This is a genomic window from Sporosarcina sp. P29 (assembly GCF_002743265.1).
Lineage (GTDB): Bacteria > Bacillota > Bacilli > Bacillales_A > Planococcaceae > Sporosarcina.
Map to the genome: position 1 here is coordinate 239,535 of NZ_PDYX01000003.1, position 19,682 is coordinate 259,216.

Sequence of the window (19,682 nt, forward strand, 5' to 3'; positions counted from 1 at the left end):
GGCGCTCTCAGCACTAGAAAGAGTTGTATCATTTTCCAAATGGCGGGCTTAAATGTATAGTGAGACTAGGAATACATATAATAAGGTAAACGAGGTGTTTGTATGTTCAATAAAACAAAATTACAAGATGGCGTACATTTGTATATACGTAAAACGGAACAGTTCAAAACAGTTAACGTGACAATTAAGTGGAAAGCACCATTGGATCAGAAGAAAGCTTCTGAACGTACGGTATTGGCAAATGTGATGGAGGATTCAACGAAGCAGTATCCAACATTAAGTTCAATGCGCAAAGCACTTGACGAGTTATACGGCACAGTATTATTTACGGACGTTTCGAAAAGAAGCTCACAACATATGGTTTCACTTTATACGGAATGTGTAAACGATGAATTTTTTGCAGGCGAAGATATCTTTAAACAGTTATGGCAATTAATCCGTTCTGTAGTATTTGATCCAAATGTAACGAACAATGCATTTGATCCAGATGTAACAGAAAGGGAAAAACGTAATGTTCGTGATCGGATTCGATCTATTTATGACGACAAAACACGTTTCGCTCAGAAGCGCATGCTTGAAATCATGAGACCTGATCATCCGGCGTCAATCTCGGCTTATGGCACAGAAGCTGCGGTGTCTGAAATTACTAATGAAAGTCTCTATGCTACATACGAAGATATGATCAATAATGATTTGATTGATATTTATGTAGTGGGGGATGTAGACGAAAAGGAAATTATTGAGCAAATTAAACAGTTTCTACCGTTTGCAGCAAGAGACGCAGCGAAACAAAATGAATTACCAGATGTAAAAGTGTCAGATTCTGTGAATACGGTTAGAGAAAAACAGGACATGAAACAAGGTAAACTTCATCTTGGATTCCATACACCCGTATCATTCCATCATCCCGATTACCATAAGATGCAAATAACAAATGGTGTTTTTGGTGGATTTGCTCACAGTAAACTTTTCATGAATGTAAGAGAAAAGGAAAGTATGGCGTACTATGCAAATAGTGCATTTGCTTCGCATTACGGTATTGTCTATGTCACAGCAGGTATTGATGCGGATTTAGAAGAGAAAGCCGTCAAACTAATTCTGGAGCAACTGACAGCTTTACAAAATGGCGAGAGTACAGAAGTCGAGTTAAGTCAGACGATTGCACTTCTTGAAAATAGCATTTTAAGTGCAAACGATTCAGCCCGAAGTCAGATTGAGATTTATGATCAATATAAAGAGTTAGACGAGAACTTCACTGCTGAGCGATTAATCGAGAAGTGGGAATCGGTCACATTGAATGATATAAAAGATATGGCGAATACAATTCAATTACAGATTGTGTATTTGTTGTCAGGTAAGGAGGATGTTTCCAAATGAAAGAAGTAAATTTTGATCAACTACAAGAGAAAATTTATACTGAAACACTAGATAATGGCTTGAAAGTTGTCATTTTACCAAAACGTGGATTTTCTAAAACATTTGTCACATTTACAACGAAATATGGTTCTATTGATCGTACGTTCAAACCGCATGGCAAAGATGAATTCATCACAGTGCCTGATGGTATTGCCCATTTTCTTGAGCATAAAATGTTTGAAAAAGAAGATGGAGATGTTTTTCAGAAGTTTAGTTTAAATGGTGCTTCTGCAAATGCTTATACAACATTTGGTAGAACGGCCTATCTATTTTCCGCAACCAATAAACTAAAAGAAAATACAAAAGTATTACTCGACTTCGTTCAACAACCATATTTCACGAAGCAAACTGTCGATAAGGAAAAAGGTATCATTGCCCAGGAAATTACCATGTATGATGACCAGCCGGATTGGAGACTATATTTCGGTACAATTGAAAATCTCTATGAAAACCACCCAGTGAAAATCGACATTGCGGGTACTGTTGAGTCTATCCAGGACATTACAGCTGAACACTTATATACATGTTATGAGACGTTCTATCATCCGTCTAATATGTTGCTGTTTATCGTAGGAGCAGTGAATCCGGAGGAAATGATGGCGTTTGTTAAAGAAGATCAAGCACAGAAATCATTCGATAAACCTGAAGCAATCGAACGCCAATTCCCGTCCGAATCAAAAGAGGTGGATGTGCCCGAACGTACATTGACGATGGATGTTTCGAAACCGAAATTGAATATTGGTATGAAGTGTACCGAGACAAATCTACAGGGCCAAGAAATGCTTGAAACGGAATTGTCGGCAAACCTCGTATTAGATAGTCTATTTGGTCGCACGTCTGCATTTTATGAAAAAGCGAACGGGGAAGGTTTAGTTGATGAATCATTTTCATATGAATTCTCCATGGAAGAAGGCTATGGTTTTGCCATGGTTGGTTCTGATACAGATGAGCCCGAGCGCTTGGAAAAATTAATTCGTCATACAATTAAAGATGCAAAAAAAAATTGGCCAGTACAAGACGAAGACTTGGACAGAATGCGTAGAAAGAAAATTGGTCAATTTATGCGTTCATTGAATTCCATTGAATTTATTGCTAATCAATATACAAGATATGAATTTAACGAAATGAATTTATTCGATGTCGTACCGACTTTGGAAAACTTATCGATGGATAAATTAAAACAAGCATTTGCCACGTTTTCCGATGACGACAGTTATACAATCTTCAAAGTCATGCCACCAAAAGCACAATGAGTATGCCACGTTTTGCACTCGTTTTAGGAGCCACTGGAGGAATTGGGGAAGTCATCTGTAAACAGCTAGCAGAAGCGGGGTGGTCTTTGTATTTGCACTATAATACAAATAAAAACCAGCTCGATCTATTGCGTATGGAGTTAGAAGAGACGTATCCCAACCAGCAATTTCGCAGTGTGCAAGCTGACTTTAGAGTGGAGCAAGCAGCAGAAAAATTAGCGGCAAGCATTCAAAGCGTTCAAGCAATTGTTGTAGCCAACGGTCAAGCAGTTGTAAAACTGTTATCCGATACAAGCGAATTGGAAATGTCGGAATTATGGCAAGTCCATATGCAGAATCCAGCTCGTTTAATCGCACTATTATCCGAAAAACTACGCAAGCAAGATGTTTCCTATATACTATTTATCGGCTCAATATGGGGCAGTGCGGGGGCTGCAGGTGAAGTCATGTATTCTGCAGTCAAAGGTGCCCAACATGCCTTCGTCAAAGCATATGCAAAGGAATCAGCTTATTCTGGTATACGAGTCAATGCCATTGCACCAGGTTGGATTGACACCCGAATGAATCAGGAATTTTCCGCAGAGGAGCGTCAGATGGTACTTGAACAAATACCACTTTTGTCAGTCGGGACACCGCAGGAAATAGCGAATATGGTCGAATTTATGCTAAGTGGCAAAGCAGATTATATGACAGGTGAAATAATTCAAATTAATGGTGGCTGGTATATTTAAAGCCTTTGGAAAAGGACAATGCCTGTTGTCCTTTTCTTTTTTTCTTTTATTCGCTTTGGCTATCCGCTATTATAGAACTAAGTGCATACTTGTGCATTCTGGAAAAAGTAGTTTTATGAAGGAGTGTGTTGAATGGGAGAATGGTATGTCGAATATGAGTTGCAAGTCAATCGGCCTGGGTTGCTAGGGGATATTGCTTCCTTACTTGGTATGTTGCGAGTAGATATTGTGACCATCAATGGGGTGGATGGAAGATACCGTGGTATGCTCGTTCACACTGATCACGATCAGCAAATTAAACGTTTCGAGTTGATTGCCTCTACTATGGATGCAATTGTCATCCACAAGATCAGAGAACCTAAACTACGTGATGTATTGGCTGTTCGTCATGGACATTATATTCAGCGCGGAACGGATGACCGAAGAACTTATCAGTTCATAAGAAGTGAGCTTGGAATCTTAGTGGATTTTTTAGCGGAAATATTTAAACAGGATGGTCATAAACTAATCGGTGTACGTGGGATGCCGCGAGTAGGTAAAACGGAATCCGTAGTAGCGGCAAGTGTGTGTGCCAATAAAAAATGGGTCTTTTTATCTTCCACGATGATTAAACAAACGATTAGAACGAGTATGATGGGGGATGAGTTCTCAGATGATAACATCTTTATACTTGATGGGATCGTGACACGAAAAACTTCTGACGAACGTCATATGCAATTAGTACGTGAAATCATGGGGTTGCCGACAATTAAAGTGGTTGAGCATCCGGATATGTTTGTAAAGCAATCCGAATATACAATTGAAGATTTTGATATCATCATAGAGTTACGAACGACTGTGGATCAAGAAATCACTTACGATATTTTAGAAAAGAATGATCCAATATCCAACCGTAACCCTATGGGCGGCTTTAATATGTTTAATTGATTGAAAAGAGTTAGGTAGGTGTTGAATTTGATCGGAATAGGTGCTCGTTTAAAAGAAGCGAGGATTTCAAAAGGGTTGACGCTAGAAGATTTACAAGACAGTACGAAAATTCAACAACGTTATTTGTCAGCGATTGAAAATGAAGAGTTTCAAGTTATTCCTGGTGCTTTCTATGTTCGTGTTTTTATTAAACAGTATGCAGAAGCAGTTGACTTGGATGCGGATGAAGTATTGAGTCTTTATCAAGAAGTGTATGAACCGGGAGTACAAGAAAAGCAGGAAAAAGTTGTGCCAGCGACTATGCAACGTAGTATGGGTTCAAAGCAGAGTAACCAATTAAGAGAAGCAATGCCGAAAATAATTGTTGCACTATTTATCATTCTGATTTTAGTTATTGTTTATACTTTGCTTAGAGACAAAGCAACAAGTCCGGCTACAGACGATGAATTATCGGAACCCGGTTCATCAGTAGTCACTGACCCACAACAAGATCCGGTAGATGTTGAGAAGCCCAAGCAACCGTTTGAACACGCTTCTACTGATGGTGAAACATCTACATTCAAATTGTCTGATACTGACAAGATCAAAGTCGTTGTCAAAACTACGGGTGCGTCTTGGATTTCAGTAACAGATCAAGATGGCAAAGAATGGATGCCTGATCCAGGTGGTGCCCGTGTAGTACAAGAAGGCGAAACAATTGAAATTGAAGCGAATGATGTGGAAAGTTTGAGAATCCGAGTTGGGAATTACGAAAACGCGGAATTAACTGTCAATGGACAGCGTGTAGATTACCCAACAAATCTCATACCACAAAACATTGTGTTAAAAAAACCATAGAAAAATAGTCATCTCAAAAGGTGACTATTTTATTCTTTATAAGTAGATTTTACCGTTAGAAAGGCGGACATGTAATGAATTTACCAAATAAAATTACACTCTCAAGAGTATTTATGATCCCTATTTTCATCCTGTTTCTTGCAGTGGACTTTGGATGGGGAATGATTCAACTAGGTGGAGTGGAAATGCCTGTTGAACATTTAGTGGGAGCGATCATCTTCATCATTGCTTCAACAACGGACTGGCTAGATGGATACTTAGCTAGAAAAAACAACTTAGTGACCAATATGGGTAAGTTTTTGGATCCGTTAGCAGATAAATTACTAGTCTCAGCTGCTTTTATTTTATTAGTGGAAATGGGGACAGCTCCTGCATGGATCGTCATCATTATTATTAGTAGAGAATTTGCCGTGACAGGTTTACGTTTGATTTTAGCAGGAGGCGGTGAAGTAGTAGCAGCCAACCAGTTAGGTAAAATTAAAACAGTCGCGCAACTTCTAGCGATTTCATTTCTTTTATTGCATAATATATTCTTCGAGGCAATTGGTATTCCATTCGGAACGATCATGTTGTATATCGCATTAGTATTTACAGTATGGTCAGGTGTCGATTACTTCGTTAAAAATCGTAAAATTTTAGTGGAGTCAATGTGAGGAGTGAAATGTATTCATGAAAGCAGAAATCATTGCGGTAGGATCTGAACTTCTTCTAGGACAAATCACGAATACTAATGCTAGGTTCATATCGGCCAGATTGGCTGAAGCTGGAATTGAGGTATATTGCCACACCGTTGTAGGGGATAATCCTACACGCTTGTCACAAACCATTCAACTGGCTCAGAAACGTGCAGATATCCTTATCTTTAGTGGCGGTCTCGGACCGACTAAAGATGACCTGACAAAGCAAACTATTGCCCATGAATTAGGTTGTGAGCTTGTATCTGATGATGATGCGATGAAAACCATCGAAGATTATTTTACTCAAGTTGGAAAAGTAATGACGGAGAATAATAAACAGCAAGCACTTGTTTTAAAAGGATCTACGGTATTGCCAAATCGAAATGGTATGGCTCCTGGTATAGCGATAGGCAAGAATGGTAAACAGTATATTTTACTGCCGGGCCCTCCCCATGAAATGGAGCCCATGTTTGAACAAGAAGCGATTCCATACTTGCTTGGTGTATACGGAAAACAAGATGTAATCACATCGAAGGTATTGAAGTTGCAGGGAATTGGCGAATCAGAATTGGAAGTGCGTATCCAGTCTATTCTAGAGAAGCAAACAAACCCTACAATTGCACCACTTGCTTCACCTGGTATGGTGAAGTTGCGTATTACCGCAAAAGCTAAAACGGAAGAAGATGCTCAGAAGTTAATATTACCTGTGGAACAGGAAATTCGTTCAATTGTAGGGGAGTTTATTTATGGTGTAGATGAAGATACGCTGGCTTCCAAAACGACTGAATTATTGCTTCAAAATGACTGGACTATTTCGGCGGCAGAAAGTTTAACTACCGGAATGTTTATGGCGGAACTTGGTTCAGAAGCTGGAATTGGTAATGCGCTAAAGGGCGGTCTTGTAGTATACAATAAAGAAATGAAAATCGAGCAATTAGGTATCTTATCATCATTGCTTGATTACCATGGGATTGTCAGTGCAGAGTGTGCTGAAGCGATGGCTGAAAGCGTTAGAGAGAGATTTTCTACAACATTTGGTGTTAGTCTGACAGGAGCTGCAGGTCCTGAACCTCATGATGGTCAGCCACCCGGTACAGTTTGGATCGGGATTGCAGCAGAAGGTATGAAGACAACATCTTATAAGCTTCAGCTTTCCGGGTCTCGTAATACAAATCGTAAACGTTCTGTTCAATTTGCCTTACATTACCTTATTCAGAAAATAAAAGAGAAAAAAGAACTGAAGTATTAAATTTTGCTATTAAATTAGCTACCAAAAATCAATTCATCCTAGCCTTTTGCGCTTGTTTTTCAATTTCTATAACCGATTTATCGAATGCCCGTTCGTTTAAATCTTGTGTATTCCATTTGAAAAAGGTATAATAAGAGTAGAAAAAGAGTTTGAGGAGGAATTGTAATTGAGCAATCGTAAAGCGGCATTAGATATGGCACTAAAACAAATAGAGAAACAATTCGGTAAAGGTTCTGTCATGAAAATGGGAGAGAAGACAGATCTTCAAATTGATACATCTTCGTCAGGTTCACTAGCTTTGGATGCGGCGCTGGGAATAGGCGGATATCCACGTGGACGAGTCATTGAAATCTATGGACCAGAGAGTTCTGGTAAAACGACTGTTTCGTTGCATGCAATTGCAGAAGTGCAAGCAAGCGGTGGTACTGCGGCATTTATTGATGCGGAACACGCATTAGACCCTGTCTATGCACAAAAGCTAGGTGTCAATATCGACGAGTTGCTATTATCACAGCCGGATACAGGTGAGCAAGCATTAGAAATTGCAGAAGCACTTGTTCGTTCAGGCGCGGTAGATATTGTCGTAGTTGACTCTGTAGCAGCACTTGTACCAAAAGCTGAAATCGAAGGCGAGATGGGTGACGCACACGTTGGTTTGCAAGCTCGTTTGATGTCTCAAGCGTTGCGTAAACTTTCTGGTGCTATTAATAAATCAAATACTATTGCAGTATTCATTAACCAGATTCGTGAAAAAGTAGGCGTTATGTTCGGTAATCCAGAAGTAACACCAGGTGGACGTGCATTAAAGTTCTATGCTTCTGTTCGTCTTGAAGTACGCAGAGGTGAAGCAATCAAGCAAGGCAACGACATTATGGGTAATAAAACTAGAATTCGTGTTGTGAAAAATAAGGTAGCTCCACCTTTCCGTACAGCAGAAGTAGACATCATGTACGGTGAAGGAATTTCAAAAGAAGGTGAAATTCTGGATTTGGGATCTGAATTGGAAGTAGTCCAAAAGAGTGGTGCTTGGTATTCTTATGAAGGCGAGCGTTTAGGACAAGGTCGTGAAAACGCGAAACAATTCTTGAAGGAAAACTTAAAAATGCGTGATGAAATCGCGGTCAAAATTCGTGAATCATACGGTTTAAATGCTACAAACTATGTAATCGCAGCACATGATGAAGAAGATGAGCTGGATGACTTACTAACACTTTCAGATGAGAAGTAAGATATACTTGCAAAACCGCCAATTTTCAATTGGCGGTTTTTTTATATAAAATCACTACATTTCATTTTAGAGATAATTAGCTTGACTATGACATTCCTCACGCTGTTCTGGAACTATAAGTACATTTCAAGGAAAAGGCGAAATGTACAGTGGAAAGACTCGAGCAAAAAACAAAAAGCTTCTATAGAGTCATTTTTCCTTCATCATTCCTTGACACAATAAAAATACAACTATACAATTAAAGTGGCGTATTATATACGTCCTATATTTAACAAACCAATCAATTGTTTTTGGCGGTATGTTGATTTTAACTTAATTCAGCAAAATGAAAAGTTAAGCAAAAAGTAGTGACATCAATAGAAAATTAGTCCCGAAACAGCAGGTTTTCTACTACCCGTTGGATTAAGTTAAGCCTTCGGCGTTTTCACAGATCGTCGGGACATTACCGGGAATCTCCGGTAACAAGTAAAGTGAATATATTCGCCGTGGCAAAATTGATTATACAAGCCGACTGAAAAGAAAAGAATAAGCAGGAGGAGGTGACCTCAATGGGTATTGAAATACTCATCTCCGTTTTGCTAAGTCTCATCGTCGGTGCAGTTGTTAGCTTTTTTATATTGAAAAATGTGAATGATTCAAAAGTAACTGGTGCCAAGCATACTGCCAACCAACTCGTCGAAGAGGCGAAGCGTGAAGCGGAGTCAGTGAAGAAAGAGGCACTGTTAGAAGCGAAAGATGAAACTCACGAACTGCGGATTGAAGCAGAAACAGAAGTCCGTGAGAGAAGGACGGAATTACAGAAACAGGAAAACCGTCTCTTACAGCGTGAAGAAAACCTTGATCGCAAGGATGATGCGCTCAATAAAAGAGAAGCAGGTCTAGAGCGCAAAGAAGATGCGCTATTAGAAAGACAACAGCATATTGAAGAGATGGAACGCAAAGCGGAACAACTCGTTACTACACAGAAGACTGAACTGGAAAGAATCTCTTCGTTAACTAGAGATGAGGCAAAGCGCGTCATCTTGGAAGATGTTGAAGAAGAACTATCTACAGATATTGCTGTCATGACAAAAGAATCGGAGCAACGAGCTAAAGAAGAATCTGAGCGTAAAGCTCGTGAAATTCTATCGTTGGCATTGCAACGTTTTGCAGCAGATCATGTGGCAGAAACAACAGTTTCCGTCGTTAACTTACCGAATGATGAGATGAAAGGTCGCATCATTGGTCGTGAAGGACGAAATATTCGTACTCTCGAGACGCTTACAGGAATTGATCTAATTATTGACGATACACCAGAAGCAGTCATTCTTTCCGGTTTTGATCCAGTACGTAGAGAGACGGCAAGATTGGCTTTGGAGAAATTGGTTCAGGATGGACGAATTCACCCTGCACGTATCGAAGAAATGGTGGACAAGTCTAGAAGAGAAGTGGACGAGTTAATCCGAGAAAAGGGAGAACAAACTACATTCGATGTAGGTGTTCACAACTTGCATCCGGATATGATCAAAATTCTTGGACGTTTGCACTTCCGTACGAGTTATGGACAGAACGTCTTGAAACACTCTATCGAAGTAGCCTATTTAACTGGCTTACTGGCGGCAGAGCTAGGAGAAGACGTAACACTTGCTAGACGTGCTGGCTTACTTCATGATATCGGTAAAGCAATCGACCATGAGGTAGAAGGTAGTCACGTTCAAATTGGTAAAGAGTTGGCAGTGAAATATAAAGAACATCCAGTTGTCATTAACAGTATTGCTTCTCACCACGGTGACGAAGAAGCTACTTCTGTTATAGCAGTACTTGTAGCAGCGGCAGATGCATTATCTGCAGCAAGACCAGGTGCTCGTAGTGAAACATTGGAAAACTATATAAAACGACTGCAAAAACTCGAAGAAATTTCGGAATCATACGAAGGTGTAGAGAAGTCATTTGCCATTCAGGCAGGACGGGAAGTGCGAATCATTGTTCGCCCCGAACAGATCGATGATATTACCGCACATCGCTTAGCACGTGATATACGAAAACAAATCGAGGAAGAATTAAACTACCCAGGGCATATCAAAGTGACGGTCATACGGGAGACCCGCGCAGTAGAGTATGCAAAATAATACCTAATAAAAAAACAGCTTCCGGTTCGTTAGGAAGCTGTTTTCATTTTGGAAAGAGGATGTTACAGATGAAAGTAATATTTATTGGAGATATCGTAGGATCGATGGGAAGAGAAATGGTAATTGATTATTTATCGCGTTTGAAACGCAAATATCAAGCAGACGTTATTATCGCGAATGGTGAAAATGCTGCTTCGGGTAGAGGAATTACAAAATCCATCTATCATGATTTATTGCATGCTGGAGTAGATGTCATCACAATGGGAAACCATACATGGGATCAACGGGAAATTTATGATTTCATAGATGAAGTGGATTATTTAATTCGTCCTGCTAACTTCTCTGAACAAGCACCGGGTAAAGGCATGACGTCCATTACCAAAAATGGCGTTACACTTTCCGTAATTAATTTACATGGCCGTACATTTTTGCCGCCGCACGATGATCCATTTGTAAAAGCAGATGAATTAGTAGAAGAAGCGTTGCAAACATCACCATTAGTCTTTGTAGACTTCCATGCAGAAGCAACAAGTGAAAAGATTGCGATGGGTTGGCATTTAGATGGAAAAGTTTCCGTTGTTGTTGGGACACATACACATGTTCAAACCGCAGACGATCGAATATTGCCGGGGGGTACTGCATATTTAACAGATGCAGGTATGACAGGCCCGTATGATGAAATTTTAGGAATGAAAAAAGAAGATGTGTTGTATCGCTTCTATACCAACTTGCCAACTCGCTTTGAGGTGCCGAAAAGTGGAAGACCACAGCTAAACGGTATGTTTGTAGAATTGGATGACAAAACCGGTAAAGCACTCAAAATTGAGCGGATACGAATCAACGAAGATCATCCTTTCAAAAACTAATTATCTAGGTGTCTAAATCCTCCTTGCCTATCATAGGATGTTGTATGGAATATACACGTTCCATAGACATTGCAAAATAAGGAGGAAATATCGTGAGTCCCTTGAAAGTATCATCTCGCTCAAATCCGAACTCAGTAGCAGGAGCATTGGTTGCAGTTATTCGTGAACAAGGCTATGCCGAGATCCAGGCAGTCGGTGCTGGAGCACTAAATCAAGCAGTGAAAGCAATTGCAATCGCAAGAGGATTCGTAGCACCAAGCGGAGGCGACCTAATTTGCGCGCCAGCCTTCACCGATATCGAAATCAACGGGGAAGCTAGAACGGCGCTCAAACTTTTCGTTGAAAAAAAGGAACGTAAGTAGAATACAGAAGACCACGATCAATTTCGTGGTCTTTTTTTCATGACAAACCAGCGACATTTTTCCCCTTTGCTGTCATATCAGACAAAAGTTCAGTATAATAACAACAGGTATGCTTATTTCCCGATAAGTAATAGAAAGGGGCTTCTGCAATGAATGAAGAACAGCGCTTGCAAGCTGGACTCGCAACGAAAGACCGATCGAAACCAGACATCTTAGAAAAAGACTATAGCAAATATTTCGAGTCTGTGTATAGCGGGCCTTCTCTAAAAGACGCAAAAAAACGCGGGAAAGAAGAAGTGGAATATCACGATAACTTTCAAATAGATCAACGCTTTAAAGGAATGGGACAAGGTCGTAAGTTCTTTATTCGAACATTTGGCTGTCAAATGAATGAACACGATACGGAAGTGATTGCAGGGATTCTTATGGCATTAGGATATGATGCCACTGACAATGTTAAAGAAGCAGACGTTATACTGCTCAATACATGCGCAATCCGTGAAAATGCCGAGAATAAAGTGTTTGGTGAATTAGGTCATTATAAACCACTCAAACTGACAAACCCTGATTTATTAATCGGAGTATGTGGCTGTATGTCACAAGAAGAATCCGTTGTAAATAAAATCTTGAAAACGTATGATCAAGTAGATATGATCTTCGGCACACATAACATTCATCGCTTGCCGAACATTTTACATGAAGCGTATATGTCTAAAGAGATGGTTATTGAAGTGTGGTCCAAAGAAGGCGACGTGATTGAGGACTTGCCAAAAGTCCGTCATGGTAAGATCAAAGCATGGGTTAATATCATGTACGGATGTGATAAGTTCTGTACGTACTGTATCGTGCCGTATACGCGTGGTAAAGAACGTAGCAGACGTCCAGCAGACATCATTCAAGAAGTTCGTCAGTTGGCTGCAGAAGGCTATAAAGAAATCACCTTACTAGGGCAAAATGTGAATGCGTACGGCAAAGATTTTGACGATATTACATACCGTCTAGGTGATCTCATGGATGAGTTACGATTAATTGATATCCCAAGAATTCGATTCACTACAAGTCACCCTCGCGATTTTGATGATCATTTGATAGAGGTCCTTGCAAAAGGTGGAAACTTGGTCGATCATATTCATTTGCCTGTACAATCAGGTTCAACTGAGATGTTGAAGATTATGGCTCGTAAATATACTAGGGAAAGCTATTTGGAACTGGTTGATAAAATCAGAAGTGCAATACCTAATCTATCACTCACAACGGATATTATTGTAGGGTTCCCGAATGAGACAGAAGAACAGTTTCAAGAAACGATGTCTCTCTATCGCGAAGTTGGGTTTGATATGGCATTCACATATATTTATTCACCGCGTGAAGGAACACCGGCTGCGAAGATGCAGGACAATATACCGATGGAAGTAAAGAAAGAACGCTTGCAGCGCCTTCTTAAACTAGTGAACGACATGTCCGCCGAAGCAATGAAGCCATATGAAGGACAAACTGTTAAAGTACTAGTTGAAGGGGAAAGTAAGAGAAATCCTGATGTACTAGCGGGTTACACAGAAAAAAGTAAATTAGTGAATTTTGTAGCACCGCGCTCTGTGATTGGTGAGATAGTAGAAGTGCGTATTAAAGAAGCAAAATCATGGTCACTCAATGGTGAATTCATTGGAGTAGTCCAACAAGAAAAGGTGATGGGATAATGGAGAAGAAGTTTACAAAAGAAGAAATCATAGAAAAAGCACGTGATTTGGCACATATGTTGGCAAACACGGAAGAAGTAGAGTTTTATAAACGTGCAGAAGCGCAAATCAATGAAAACCAAAAAGTACGTGAAAAAATCGCTAGTATGAAATCACTTCAAACACAGGCAGTGAATTTCCAAAACTACGAAAAAGAGCGTGCATTAAAAGCGATTGAAAAGAAAATCGAACAAGTACAAGGTGAAATTGACGCGATTCCATTGGTACAAGAATTCAAACAGTCTCAAGACGAAGTGAATGATTTACTTCAATTGGTTTCTAATACAATAGCTAACAGCGTGACAGATGAAATTATTGAGTCTACTGGCGGCGATCTATTACGCGGTGAAACAGGATCATACGTAGAGAATACGCAGAAAAAATCCCTTTCTTAAATAAAAAATCGGCTAAGGAGAAAATTCCTTGCCGATTTTTTTCAATTTCTGGGCTGCTGTTGCATAGGATGGATAGAAGCCAAAGAAGGAGGAAGAAAACTGAAAAACTTACGACAAATTGTGACTAAAGCTGTTATTGCCAAAGGGAAGCATCGTTCGGAAACTACTGAGCTGCTGAAGCCGCCTAATCGCCCCTCCAGCATATTGGGTTGCTGGGTGATCAATCACACGCAACAAGCAAAGAAAGTTGGAGCGCATGTAGAAGTAACGGGTAGTTTTGACGTGAATGTTTGGTATTCACATCATGATCATTCCAAGACGTCTGTCTTTACTGAATCGATTCCTTATAAAGATAAGATCGCGTTGCATTACCGCGATGAGCCGACATCCGCAAAAGAAGAAACGATTGTCACGGTATTGCAGCATCCTAACTGTACAGAAGCCAGTATTTCTGAATGTGGCCAAAACTTCTCCATTTCCATTGAAAGAGAACTATTAGTTGAGATGATTGGTGAAACAAAAGTTTCTGTAACCATTCATCCCGATCCATATGATGAAGAATGGCCGATACTTGAAGCAGAATCTTCTTCTCTTGTGATGGAGGATAAAAAGGATAATGAAGTACCGAATAAAGAGAGACCACACCAACCACCAAAACGTAAAGATTCACCATTTTAAAGCCGGAGATTCACCGGCTTTTTTTTTATTTTGCTTTAAGTAAAAAAACATGATGCAGGTCAAGTGGAATTTTCGCTAGTAGATGTAGTCTATAGACAGGAAGGTGATCCTATGGTGAAGATCAAATGGCTTATACTCCTATCTGCTTTGACACTGTTGATAGCATGTTCGAAAGAGAATGAAATACAAACACTAACAGCTCCTTCACCTGAGCAGAAATTAGTGACGAATGAGCAAGGCCTGACATTTTCGATTCTAGAAGATCAATATGAGGAAGGTATGCCGTTATTCCACACGAAAGTAAAGAATGACAGTAAAAGTATTTATGAGTACGGTGAATATTATCAAATAGAAGTATTAAAAAATGATGAATGGTACACTCTGACACATTCGGATTCAGTGTTTTATGAAAATCCACACTTTACTAATTTAGGTAATTTGATTGCACCGGGCAAGGAAATCCAACAAAGTTTTTCCGTAGAAACACTTGGAGTGACTCTCGTACCCGGCCAATTTCGCCTAGTGAAAATATTTCTGACGCCAATAGCTCCCTATTATACGATAACACTCGCTGTACCATTTACAGTAACTTCTAAACACAGAGCACCAGAATAGCACAAAATTGGAATAGAACAGATTAAACTATCCTAGCTAATCAAAAGCAAGAATAGTTTATATTTTTTAAATACCGTTTTTATTTGATTATATATGTCTATTTACCTTTTAAAACTACATCAACCCCTTTTGATTCGTTAACTCTTAGGGTGTTTGGTATAATGTATAGAAAATGAGCGAGAAAAAGAGGGTTTACCATGTCTGAACATACACCAATGATGCAACAATATTTGAAAATTAAAGAGCAATATACAGACGCATTTTTATTCTTCCGTTTGGGAGATTTCTATGAGATGTTTTTTGAGGATGCCGTTAATGCATCTGCATTATTAGAAATTACGTTAACTAGTAGGGATTCCGGTGCACGAGAACGTATACCAATGTGCGGTATACCTTATCACTCCGCTACTGGATATATTGAAACATTAATCCATAAAGGTCATAAAGTAGCGATATGTGAACAAATGGAAGACCCACGCAACGTAAAGGGAATTGTTAAACGTGAAGTCGTTAAAGTTATTACGCCTGGAACATTAACAGAAGGTAAAACAATTGATGTCGAGGCAAATCATTTTATAGGTGCTATCGATAGCTTAGGGTATCAACGTTATGCACTAGCGTATCTTGATGTCGGTACTGGAGAAGGGAAAGTAGAGTTAATTGAAGGAAGCGAGCGAACACTGCTGGCAGAAATCGAAGCACTTAACATGAAGGAAATTATCGTTGATCAACAACTTCATGTTATTTTGACAGATCTGTTCGAAAGTCGCGAAATCATGCTTTCAATTGAAGATACGGAGCATTCGGGATCAATTGGTCATGATACATATGACCATTTGCCAGAAGAGTTGCAGGAAGCTTGCCGTAAGTTGCAGTCGTATCTACTACGCATGCAAAAGATGGTTTTTGGTCATATTCGGCCTTTCATCTATATAGAGAAAGATGCTAAGTTATCGATTGATGCGAACTCGATGCGGAATTTAGAGCTTGTACAAACTATTCGTTCAGGCAAAAAAGAAGGTACGTTGTTCTGGGTACTTGATGAAACCGTTACAGCGATGGGTGCGAGGAAATTACGGATGTGGATTCACCAGCCTTTGGCGCAGCGACAAGCGATTGAAGATCGTCTAGAAACTGTAAACAACTTACTTGATGAGTATTTCTTGCGTGAAGAGTTACTAGAAGAATTGCATGACGTTTATGATGTAGAACGCCTTGCCGGCAGAATATCTATGGGTAGTGCAAGTGCACGTGATCTTGCACAATTACGCAATTCATTGTCACATATACCAAAACTAAAACAATTGCTTGAACAATCGAAGCATCCGATGTTACAGCGCTTTGCTGACCGAATGGATCCTTGCGGAGAAACATTCCAGTTGTTGACGGATGCGATAGCAGTCAACCCACCGATATCTAGTAAAGACGGTGGACTCATTTTGGACGGTTATCATGAAAAATTAGATGAGCTTCGAAATGCTTCCCGTAATGGAAAGACATGGTTAGCGCAACTTGAGCAAAAAGAGCGACAACTGACCGGAATTAAAACGTTGAAAATAGGCTATAATCGGATTTTTGGGTATTATATTGAAATCACTAAATCCAATATTCATTTAGCTGACTTATCTCGCTATGAACGTAAGCAGACACTCGCGAATGCAGAGCGATACATAACGACGGAGCTGAAAGAAAAAGAAGAACTGATCCTAAACGCGGAGGCAGACAGCCAGACATTGGAATTGGATTTATTCCAGTCAATTCGCGAACAGGTGAAGGGCGATGTACAACGAATTCAACAACTAGCATCTGTCATCAGTGAACTGGATGTTTTGCTGTCATTTGCTAAAGTATCTGAAAAGAATCAATATGTTCGACCAGTGTTCCATACAGGGAAGGCTGTCGACATTGAAAATGGCCGACATCCAGTCGTGGAGAAAATGATGAACCATTCATTATATATCCCAAATTCTTGTATGCTAGCTGAAGATGAAAATATGTTGCTTATTACAGGCCCCAACATGTCGGGTAAAAGTACGTATATGCGTCAAGTAGCTTTGACTGTAGTGATGGCACAAATCGGTTGTTTCGTGCCTTGTGAAAAGGCTATACTGCCCATCACAGATCAAATATTCACACGTATAGGAGCTGCGGATGACGTGGCGTCGGGACAGAGTACATTCATGATGGAAATGATGGAGTCTCAATATGCATTGGCTCATGCGTCCTCCCACAGTCTATTGTTGTTTGACGAGATTGGGCGCGGAACTTCAACGTATGATGGGATGGCACTCGCACAAGCGATGATGGAGTATATCCATGAAGAAATTGGTGCGAACACACTGTTTTCTACCCATTATCATGAACTGACACAATTGGAAGATGTGTTAGATCGCTTATTGAACGTACACGTTGCGGCGAAAGAGCAAAATGGTAAAGTCGTGTTCCTGCATAAAGTATTACCTGGAGCAGCCGATCGAAGCTACGGGATTCATGTAGCAGAACTCGCAGGTCTTCCTGCAGATGTAGTAGGACGTGCAAAAACCCTGTTACAGCGATTTGAAGAAGATAGTACAACGAAAGGCGCGTCATCTGTGTCAGAACAGCTTGCCTTGTTTGAAACGGACAGCGAGCCTATGCTTTCCGCAGAAACACAAAAATTGCTCGATGAAATAGAAGCGGTGGACTTGATGAATATGACACCTATGCAAACCATGCAGAAAATAATGGAGTGGAAAGAACGCCTGACCACAGAGAAGAAGGGGTGAAGCGGATGAATCAAATTCACATTATGGAAGACACACTAGCCAATAAAATAGCGGCGGGAGAAGTGGTGGAACGTCCTGCTTCTATCGTTAAGGAACTAGTGGAAAATGCGATTGATGCGCAAAGTACTAAAATTGAAGTATCTCTAGTGGAGGCGGGTTTGACTTCGATCCGTGTTACCGATAATGGCAAGGGGATGTCTGAAGAAGATGCCATTCGCTGTTTTGAAAGGCATGCTACTAGTAAAATAACTAATGAACATGATCTGTTTCGAATTCGTACGCTTGGGTTTCGAGGAGAAGCCTTAGCAAGTATTGCCGCAGTATCGAAAGTATCGTTATGGACTTCTGATGGTGTAGAAGGTGCTGTAGTGGAGATAGAAGGCGGTAAAGTACTGAAGTATGAAGCGGGAGCATTACGAAAAGGCACAGATTTTCTTATACAACATTTATTTTTTAATACGCCCGCACGTTTGAAATATATGAAAACGATTCAGACGGAACTTGGACATACGATAGATTTATTGAATCGATTAGCATTAAGTCATCCTGACATTTCCTTTTCGTTAACTCACGATCATCATAAAGTTCTTAGAACATCGGGTTCAGGAGACTTATTACGGGTATTATCAGATATATACGGTGTAGGAGTTGCCCGTAAGATGATCCCGTTTCAAAAGGAAGATGCTGATTTTAAGGTGAAGGGTTTTATTACACTTCCTGAGATGACACGCGCATCTAAAAATTATATTTCACTTCTGATGAATGGCCGTTGGATTAAAAGCTATGCAGGAACGCAAGCAGCTATTGATGCGATGCATACGTACTTACCTATAGGAAGGTTTCCGATTGCAGTTATTGATATTACAGCAGATCCTATTTTGACAGATGTCAACGTTCATCCTGCGAAGCGTCATATCCGTATTAGTAAAGAAGGAGAATTACTTTCTTTGATAAAGGCAGCAATTAGAGAGGCAATTCAAGGAGTCACTATAATTCCTGACGCGGTAAAGAAAGAGAAGCCTGTTAAAAGAGACTCGCAACAGCAGACAATTTGGACACCTTCTTATCGTCGGCCGGAAGTAGCGGTTCCATTAGAAGGACAAGAAGTACAGTCTTCCATTGCGCCTGTGGAAGCGCCTATTAGAGAGCAAGCTACACCGGTCTTTCCAGAAGCTGTTTTTGAACCGCAAGAAGAACCCATGCCGCAAGAGCCTACTGTCTATGAGCAGCAACAGCAGGAAATGAATCATTTTCCTTCCATTGCACCGATCGGACAAGTTCATGGAACATATATAGTGGCGCAAAATGAAGACGGATTTTATTTGATCGATCAGCACGCTGCGCAAGAACGAATCAAATATGAATACTTCAAAGTGAAGCTTGGACAAGTGGATGCTGGTGAACGGCAGCAATTGCTCTTACCACTAGTTTTTCATTACTCAGCTGATGAGCAAGTAAAGATTGAAGAGTGTAAAGATGCACTGGAAGAAGTCGGTGTGTTTTTGGAAGCATTCGGTCCAGCGACGTATACCGTGAAAGAGTATCCTTCATGGTTCCCTGAAGGACAAGCTACCTCGATCATAGAAGAAATGATTGAGCAAGTACTCGAGAAACGCAAAGTCGATGTCGAGAAACTGCGTGAGGAAAGTGCCATTATGATGAGTTGTAAAAAATCGATCAAAGCAAATTATTACTTAAGACAAGAAGACATGGAACAATTACTGACTGATCTAGGTGCATGTCATAATCCTTATACATGTCCGCATGGTCGTCCAGTATTGATCCATTTTACAACGTATGAATTAGAGAAAATGTTTAAACGAGTGATGTAACAGAGCA

At 40.1% G+C, this 19,682-nt stretch carries 17 protein-coding genes; all 17 read left to right on the top strand.

Annotated features, from left to right (window positions below):
* Nucleotides 1-102 precede the first annotated feature (102 nt).
* The 17 genes from yfmF to mutL all read left to right on the top strand — a co-directional run bounded on the left by yfmF (nt 103) and on the right by mutL (nt 19,675).
* Nucleotides 103-1,377 (top strand): EF-P 5-aminopentanol modification-associated protein YfmF, encoded by a 1,275-nt coding sequence (gene yfmF / locus CSV68_RS04785; RefSeq protein ID WP_099633218.1) that lies wholly within the window; start codon nt 103-105, stop codon nt 1,375-1,377.
* Nucleotides 1,374-2,669 (top strand): EF-P 5-aminopentanol modification-associated protein YfmH, encoded by a 1,296-nt coding sequence (gene yfmH / locus CSV68_RS04790; protein ID WP_099661560.1) that lies wholly within the window; start codon nt 1,374-1,376, stop codon nt 2,667-2,669. The genes yfmF and yfmH overlap by 4 nt, the downstream gene beginning before the upstream one ends.
* A 2-nt stretch (nt 2,670-2,671) precedes the next feature.
* Nucleotides 2,672-3,400 carry an elongation factor P 5-aminopentanone reductase gene (ymfI, locus tag CSV68_RS04795; protein WP_099661561.1) on the top strand — a complete coding sequence of 243 codons (729 nt, stop codon included), beginning with the start codon at nt 2,672-2,674 and terminating at the stop codon, nt 3,398-3,400.
* Nucleotides 3,401-3,532: 132 nt separating this feature from the next.
* Nucleotides 3,533-4,327, top strand: a complete 795-nt coding sequence (locus CSV68_RS04800; RefSeq protein ID WP_099633221.1) for a DUF3388 domain-containing protein — start codon at nt 3,533-3,535, stop codon at nt 4,325-4,327.
* Between the two features lie 18 nt (nt 4,328-4,345).
* Nucleotides 4,346-5,164, top strand: coding sequence for a helix-turn-helix domain-containing protein (locus CSV68_RS04805; protein WP_099633222.1), 819 nt, complete (start codon nt 4,346-4,348; stop codon nt 5,162-5,164).
* 74 nt (nt 5,165-5,238) lie between these two features.
* Nucleotides 5,239-5,817, top strand: a complete 579-nt coding sequence (pgsA, locus tag CSV68_RS04810) for a CDP-diacylglycerol--glycerol-3-phosphate 3-phosphatidyltransferase (RefSeq protein WP_099633223.1) — start codon at nt 5,239-5,241, stop codon at nt 5,815-5,817.
* A gap of 16 nt (nt 5,818-5,833) precedes the next feature.
* Nucleotides 5,834-7,090 carry a competence/damage-inducible protein A gene (locus tag CSV68_RS04815; protein WP_099633224.1) on the top strand — a complete coding sequence of 419 codons (1,257 nt, stop codon included), beginning with the start codon at nt 5,834-5,836 and terminating at the stop codon, nt 7,088-7,090.
* Between the two features lie 166 nt (nt 7,091-7,256).
* Nucleotides 7,257-8,318 carry a recombinase RecA gene (gene recA, locus CSV68_RS04820; protein ID WP_099633225.1) on the top strand — a complete coding sequence of 354 codons (1,062 nt, stop codon included), beginning with the start codon at nt 7,257-7,259 and terminating at the stop codon, nt 8,316-8,318.
* Between the two features lie 548 nt (nt 8,319-8,866).
* A complete protein-coding gene (gene rny, locus CSV68_RS04825; protein WP_099633226.1) occupies nt 8,867-10,426 on the top strand; it encodes a ribonuclease Y in 1,560 nt (519 codons plus the stop codon).
* Nucleotides 10,427-10,494: 68 nt separating this feature from the next.
* The gene (locus CSV68_RS04830) at nt 10,495-11,292 is read left to right on the top strand and encodes a TIGR00282 family metallophosphoesterase (protein ID WP_099661562.1); all 798 of its coding nucleotides are present in this window, start codon (nt 10,495-10,497) and stop codon (nt 11,290-11,292) included.
* Between the two features lie 92 nt (nt 11,293-11,384).
* Entirely contained in the window at nt 11,385-11,654 is a 270-nt protein-coding gene (locus CSV68_RS04835; protein ID WP_099633228.1) for a stage V sporulation protein S, read from the top strand.
* A gap of 149 nt (nt 11,655-11,803) precedes the next feature.
* Nucleotides 11,804-13,351, top strand: a complete 1,548-nt coding sequence (gene miaB / locus CSV68_RS04840; RefSeq protein ID WP_099633229.1) for a tRNA (N6-isopentenyl adenosine(37)-C2)-methylthiotransferase MiaB — start codon at nt 11,804-11,806, stop codon at nt 13,349-13,351.
* Nucleotides 13,351-13,785 carry a YlbF/YmcA family competence regulator gene (locus CSV68_RS04845; RefSeq protein ID WP_199168358.1) on the top strand — a complete coding sequence of 145 codons (435 nt, stop codon included), beginning with the start codon at nt 13,351-13,353 and terminating at the stop codon, nt 13,783-13,785. Before miaB ends, CSV68_RS04845 begins: the two co-directional genes overlap by 1 nt.
* Before the next feature lie 120 nt (nt 13,786-13,905).
* The gene (gene cotE, locus CSV68_RS04850) at nt 13,906-14,463 is read left to right on the top strand and encodes an outer spore coat protein CotE (RefSeq protein WP_099633231.1); all 558 of its coding nucleotides are present in this window, start codon (nt 13,906-13,908) and stop codon (nt 14,461-14,463) included.
* Between the two features lie 111 nt (nt 14,464-14,574).
* Nucleotides 14,575-15,078 carry an immunoglobulin-like domain-containing protein gene (locus tag CSV68_RS04855; protein WP_099661563.1) on the top strand — a complete coding sequence of 168 codons (504 nt, stop codon included), beginning with the start codon at nt 14,575-14,577 and terminating at the stop codon, nt 15,076-15,078.
* A 197-nt stretch (nt 15,079-15,275) separates the two neighbouring features.
* Complete coding sequence (gene mutS, locus CSV68_RS04860) at nt 15,276-17,843, top strand: DNA mismatch repair protein MutS (protein WP_099661564.1); 2,568 nt, start codon at nt 15,276-15,278, stop codon at nt 17,841-17,843.
* Nucleotides 17,844-17,848: 5 nt separating this feature from the next.
* Nucleotides 17,849-19,675, top strand: a complete 1,827-nt coding sequence (gene mutL / locus CSV68_RS04865; protein ID WP_099661565.1) for a DNA mismatch repair endonuclease MutL — start codon at nt 17,849-17,851, stop codon at nt 19,673-19,675.
* Nucleotides 19,676-19,682 lie beyond the last annotated feature (7 nt).

Excerpts from the sequence above, each read along its gene's own strand:
- yfmF (WP_099633218.1), top strand. The coding sequence starts at position 103 with ATGTTCAATAAAACAAAATTACAAGATGGCGTACATTTGTATATACGT.
- yfmH (WP_099661560.1), top strand. The coding sequence starts at position 1,374 with ATGAAAGAAGTAAATTTTGATCAACTACAAGAGAAAATTTATACTGAA.
- ymfI (WP_099661561.1), top strand. The coding sequence starts at position 2,672 with ATGCCACGTTTTGCACTCGTTTTAGGAGCCACTGGAGGAATTGGGGAA.
- CSV68_RS04800 (WP_099633221.1), top strand. The coding sequence starts at position 3,533 with ATGGGAGAATGGTATGTCGAATATGAGTTGCAAGTCAATCGGCCTGGG.
- pgsA (WP_099633223.1), top strand. The coding sequence starts at position 5,239 with ATGAATTTACCAAATAAAATTACACTCTCAAGAGTATTTATGATCCCT.
- CSV68_RS04815 (WP_099633224.1), top strand. The coding sequence starts at position 5,834 with ATGAAAGCAGAAATCATTGCGGTAGGATCTGAACTTCTTCTAGGACAA.
- rny (WP_099633226.1), top strand. The coding sequence starts at position 8,867 with ATGGGTATTGAAATACTCATCTCCGTTTTGCTAAGTCTCATCGTCGGT.
- CSV68_RS04830 (WP_099661562.1), top strand. The coding sequence starts at position 10,495 with ATGAAAGTAATATTTATTGGAGATATCGTAGGATCGATGGGAAGAGAA.
- miaB (WP_099633229.1), top strand. The coding sequence starts at position 11,804 with ATGAATGAAGAACAGCGCTTGCAAGCTGGACTCGCAACGAAAGACCGA.
- CSV68_RS04845 (WP_199168358.1), top strand. The coding sequence starts at position 13,351 with ATGGAGAAGAAGTTTACAAAAGAAGAAATCATAGAAAAAGCACGTGAT.
- CSV68_RS04855 (WP_099661563.1), top strand. The coding sequence starts at position 14,575 with ATGGTGAAGATCAAATGGCTTATACTCCTATCTGCTTTGACACTGTTG.
- mutS (WP_099661564.1), top strand. The coding sequence starts at position 15,276 with ATGTCTGAACATACACCAATGATGCAACAATATTTGAAAATTAAAGAG.
- mutL (WP_099661565.1), top strand. The coding sequence starts at position 17,849 with ATGAATCAAATTCACATTATGGAAGACACACTAGCCAATAAAATAGCG.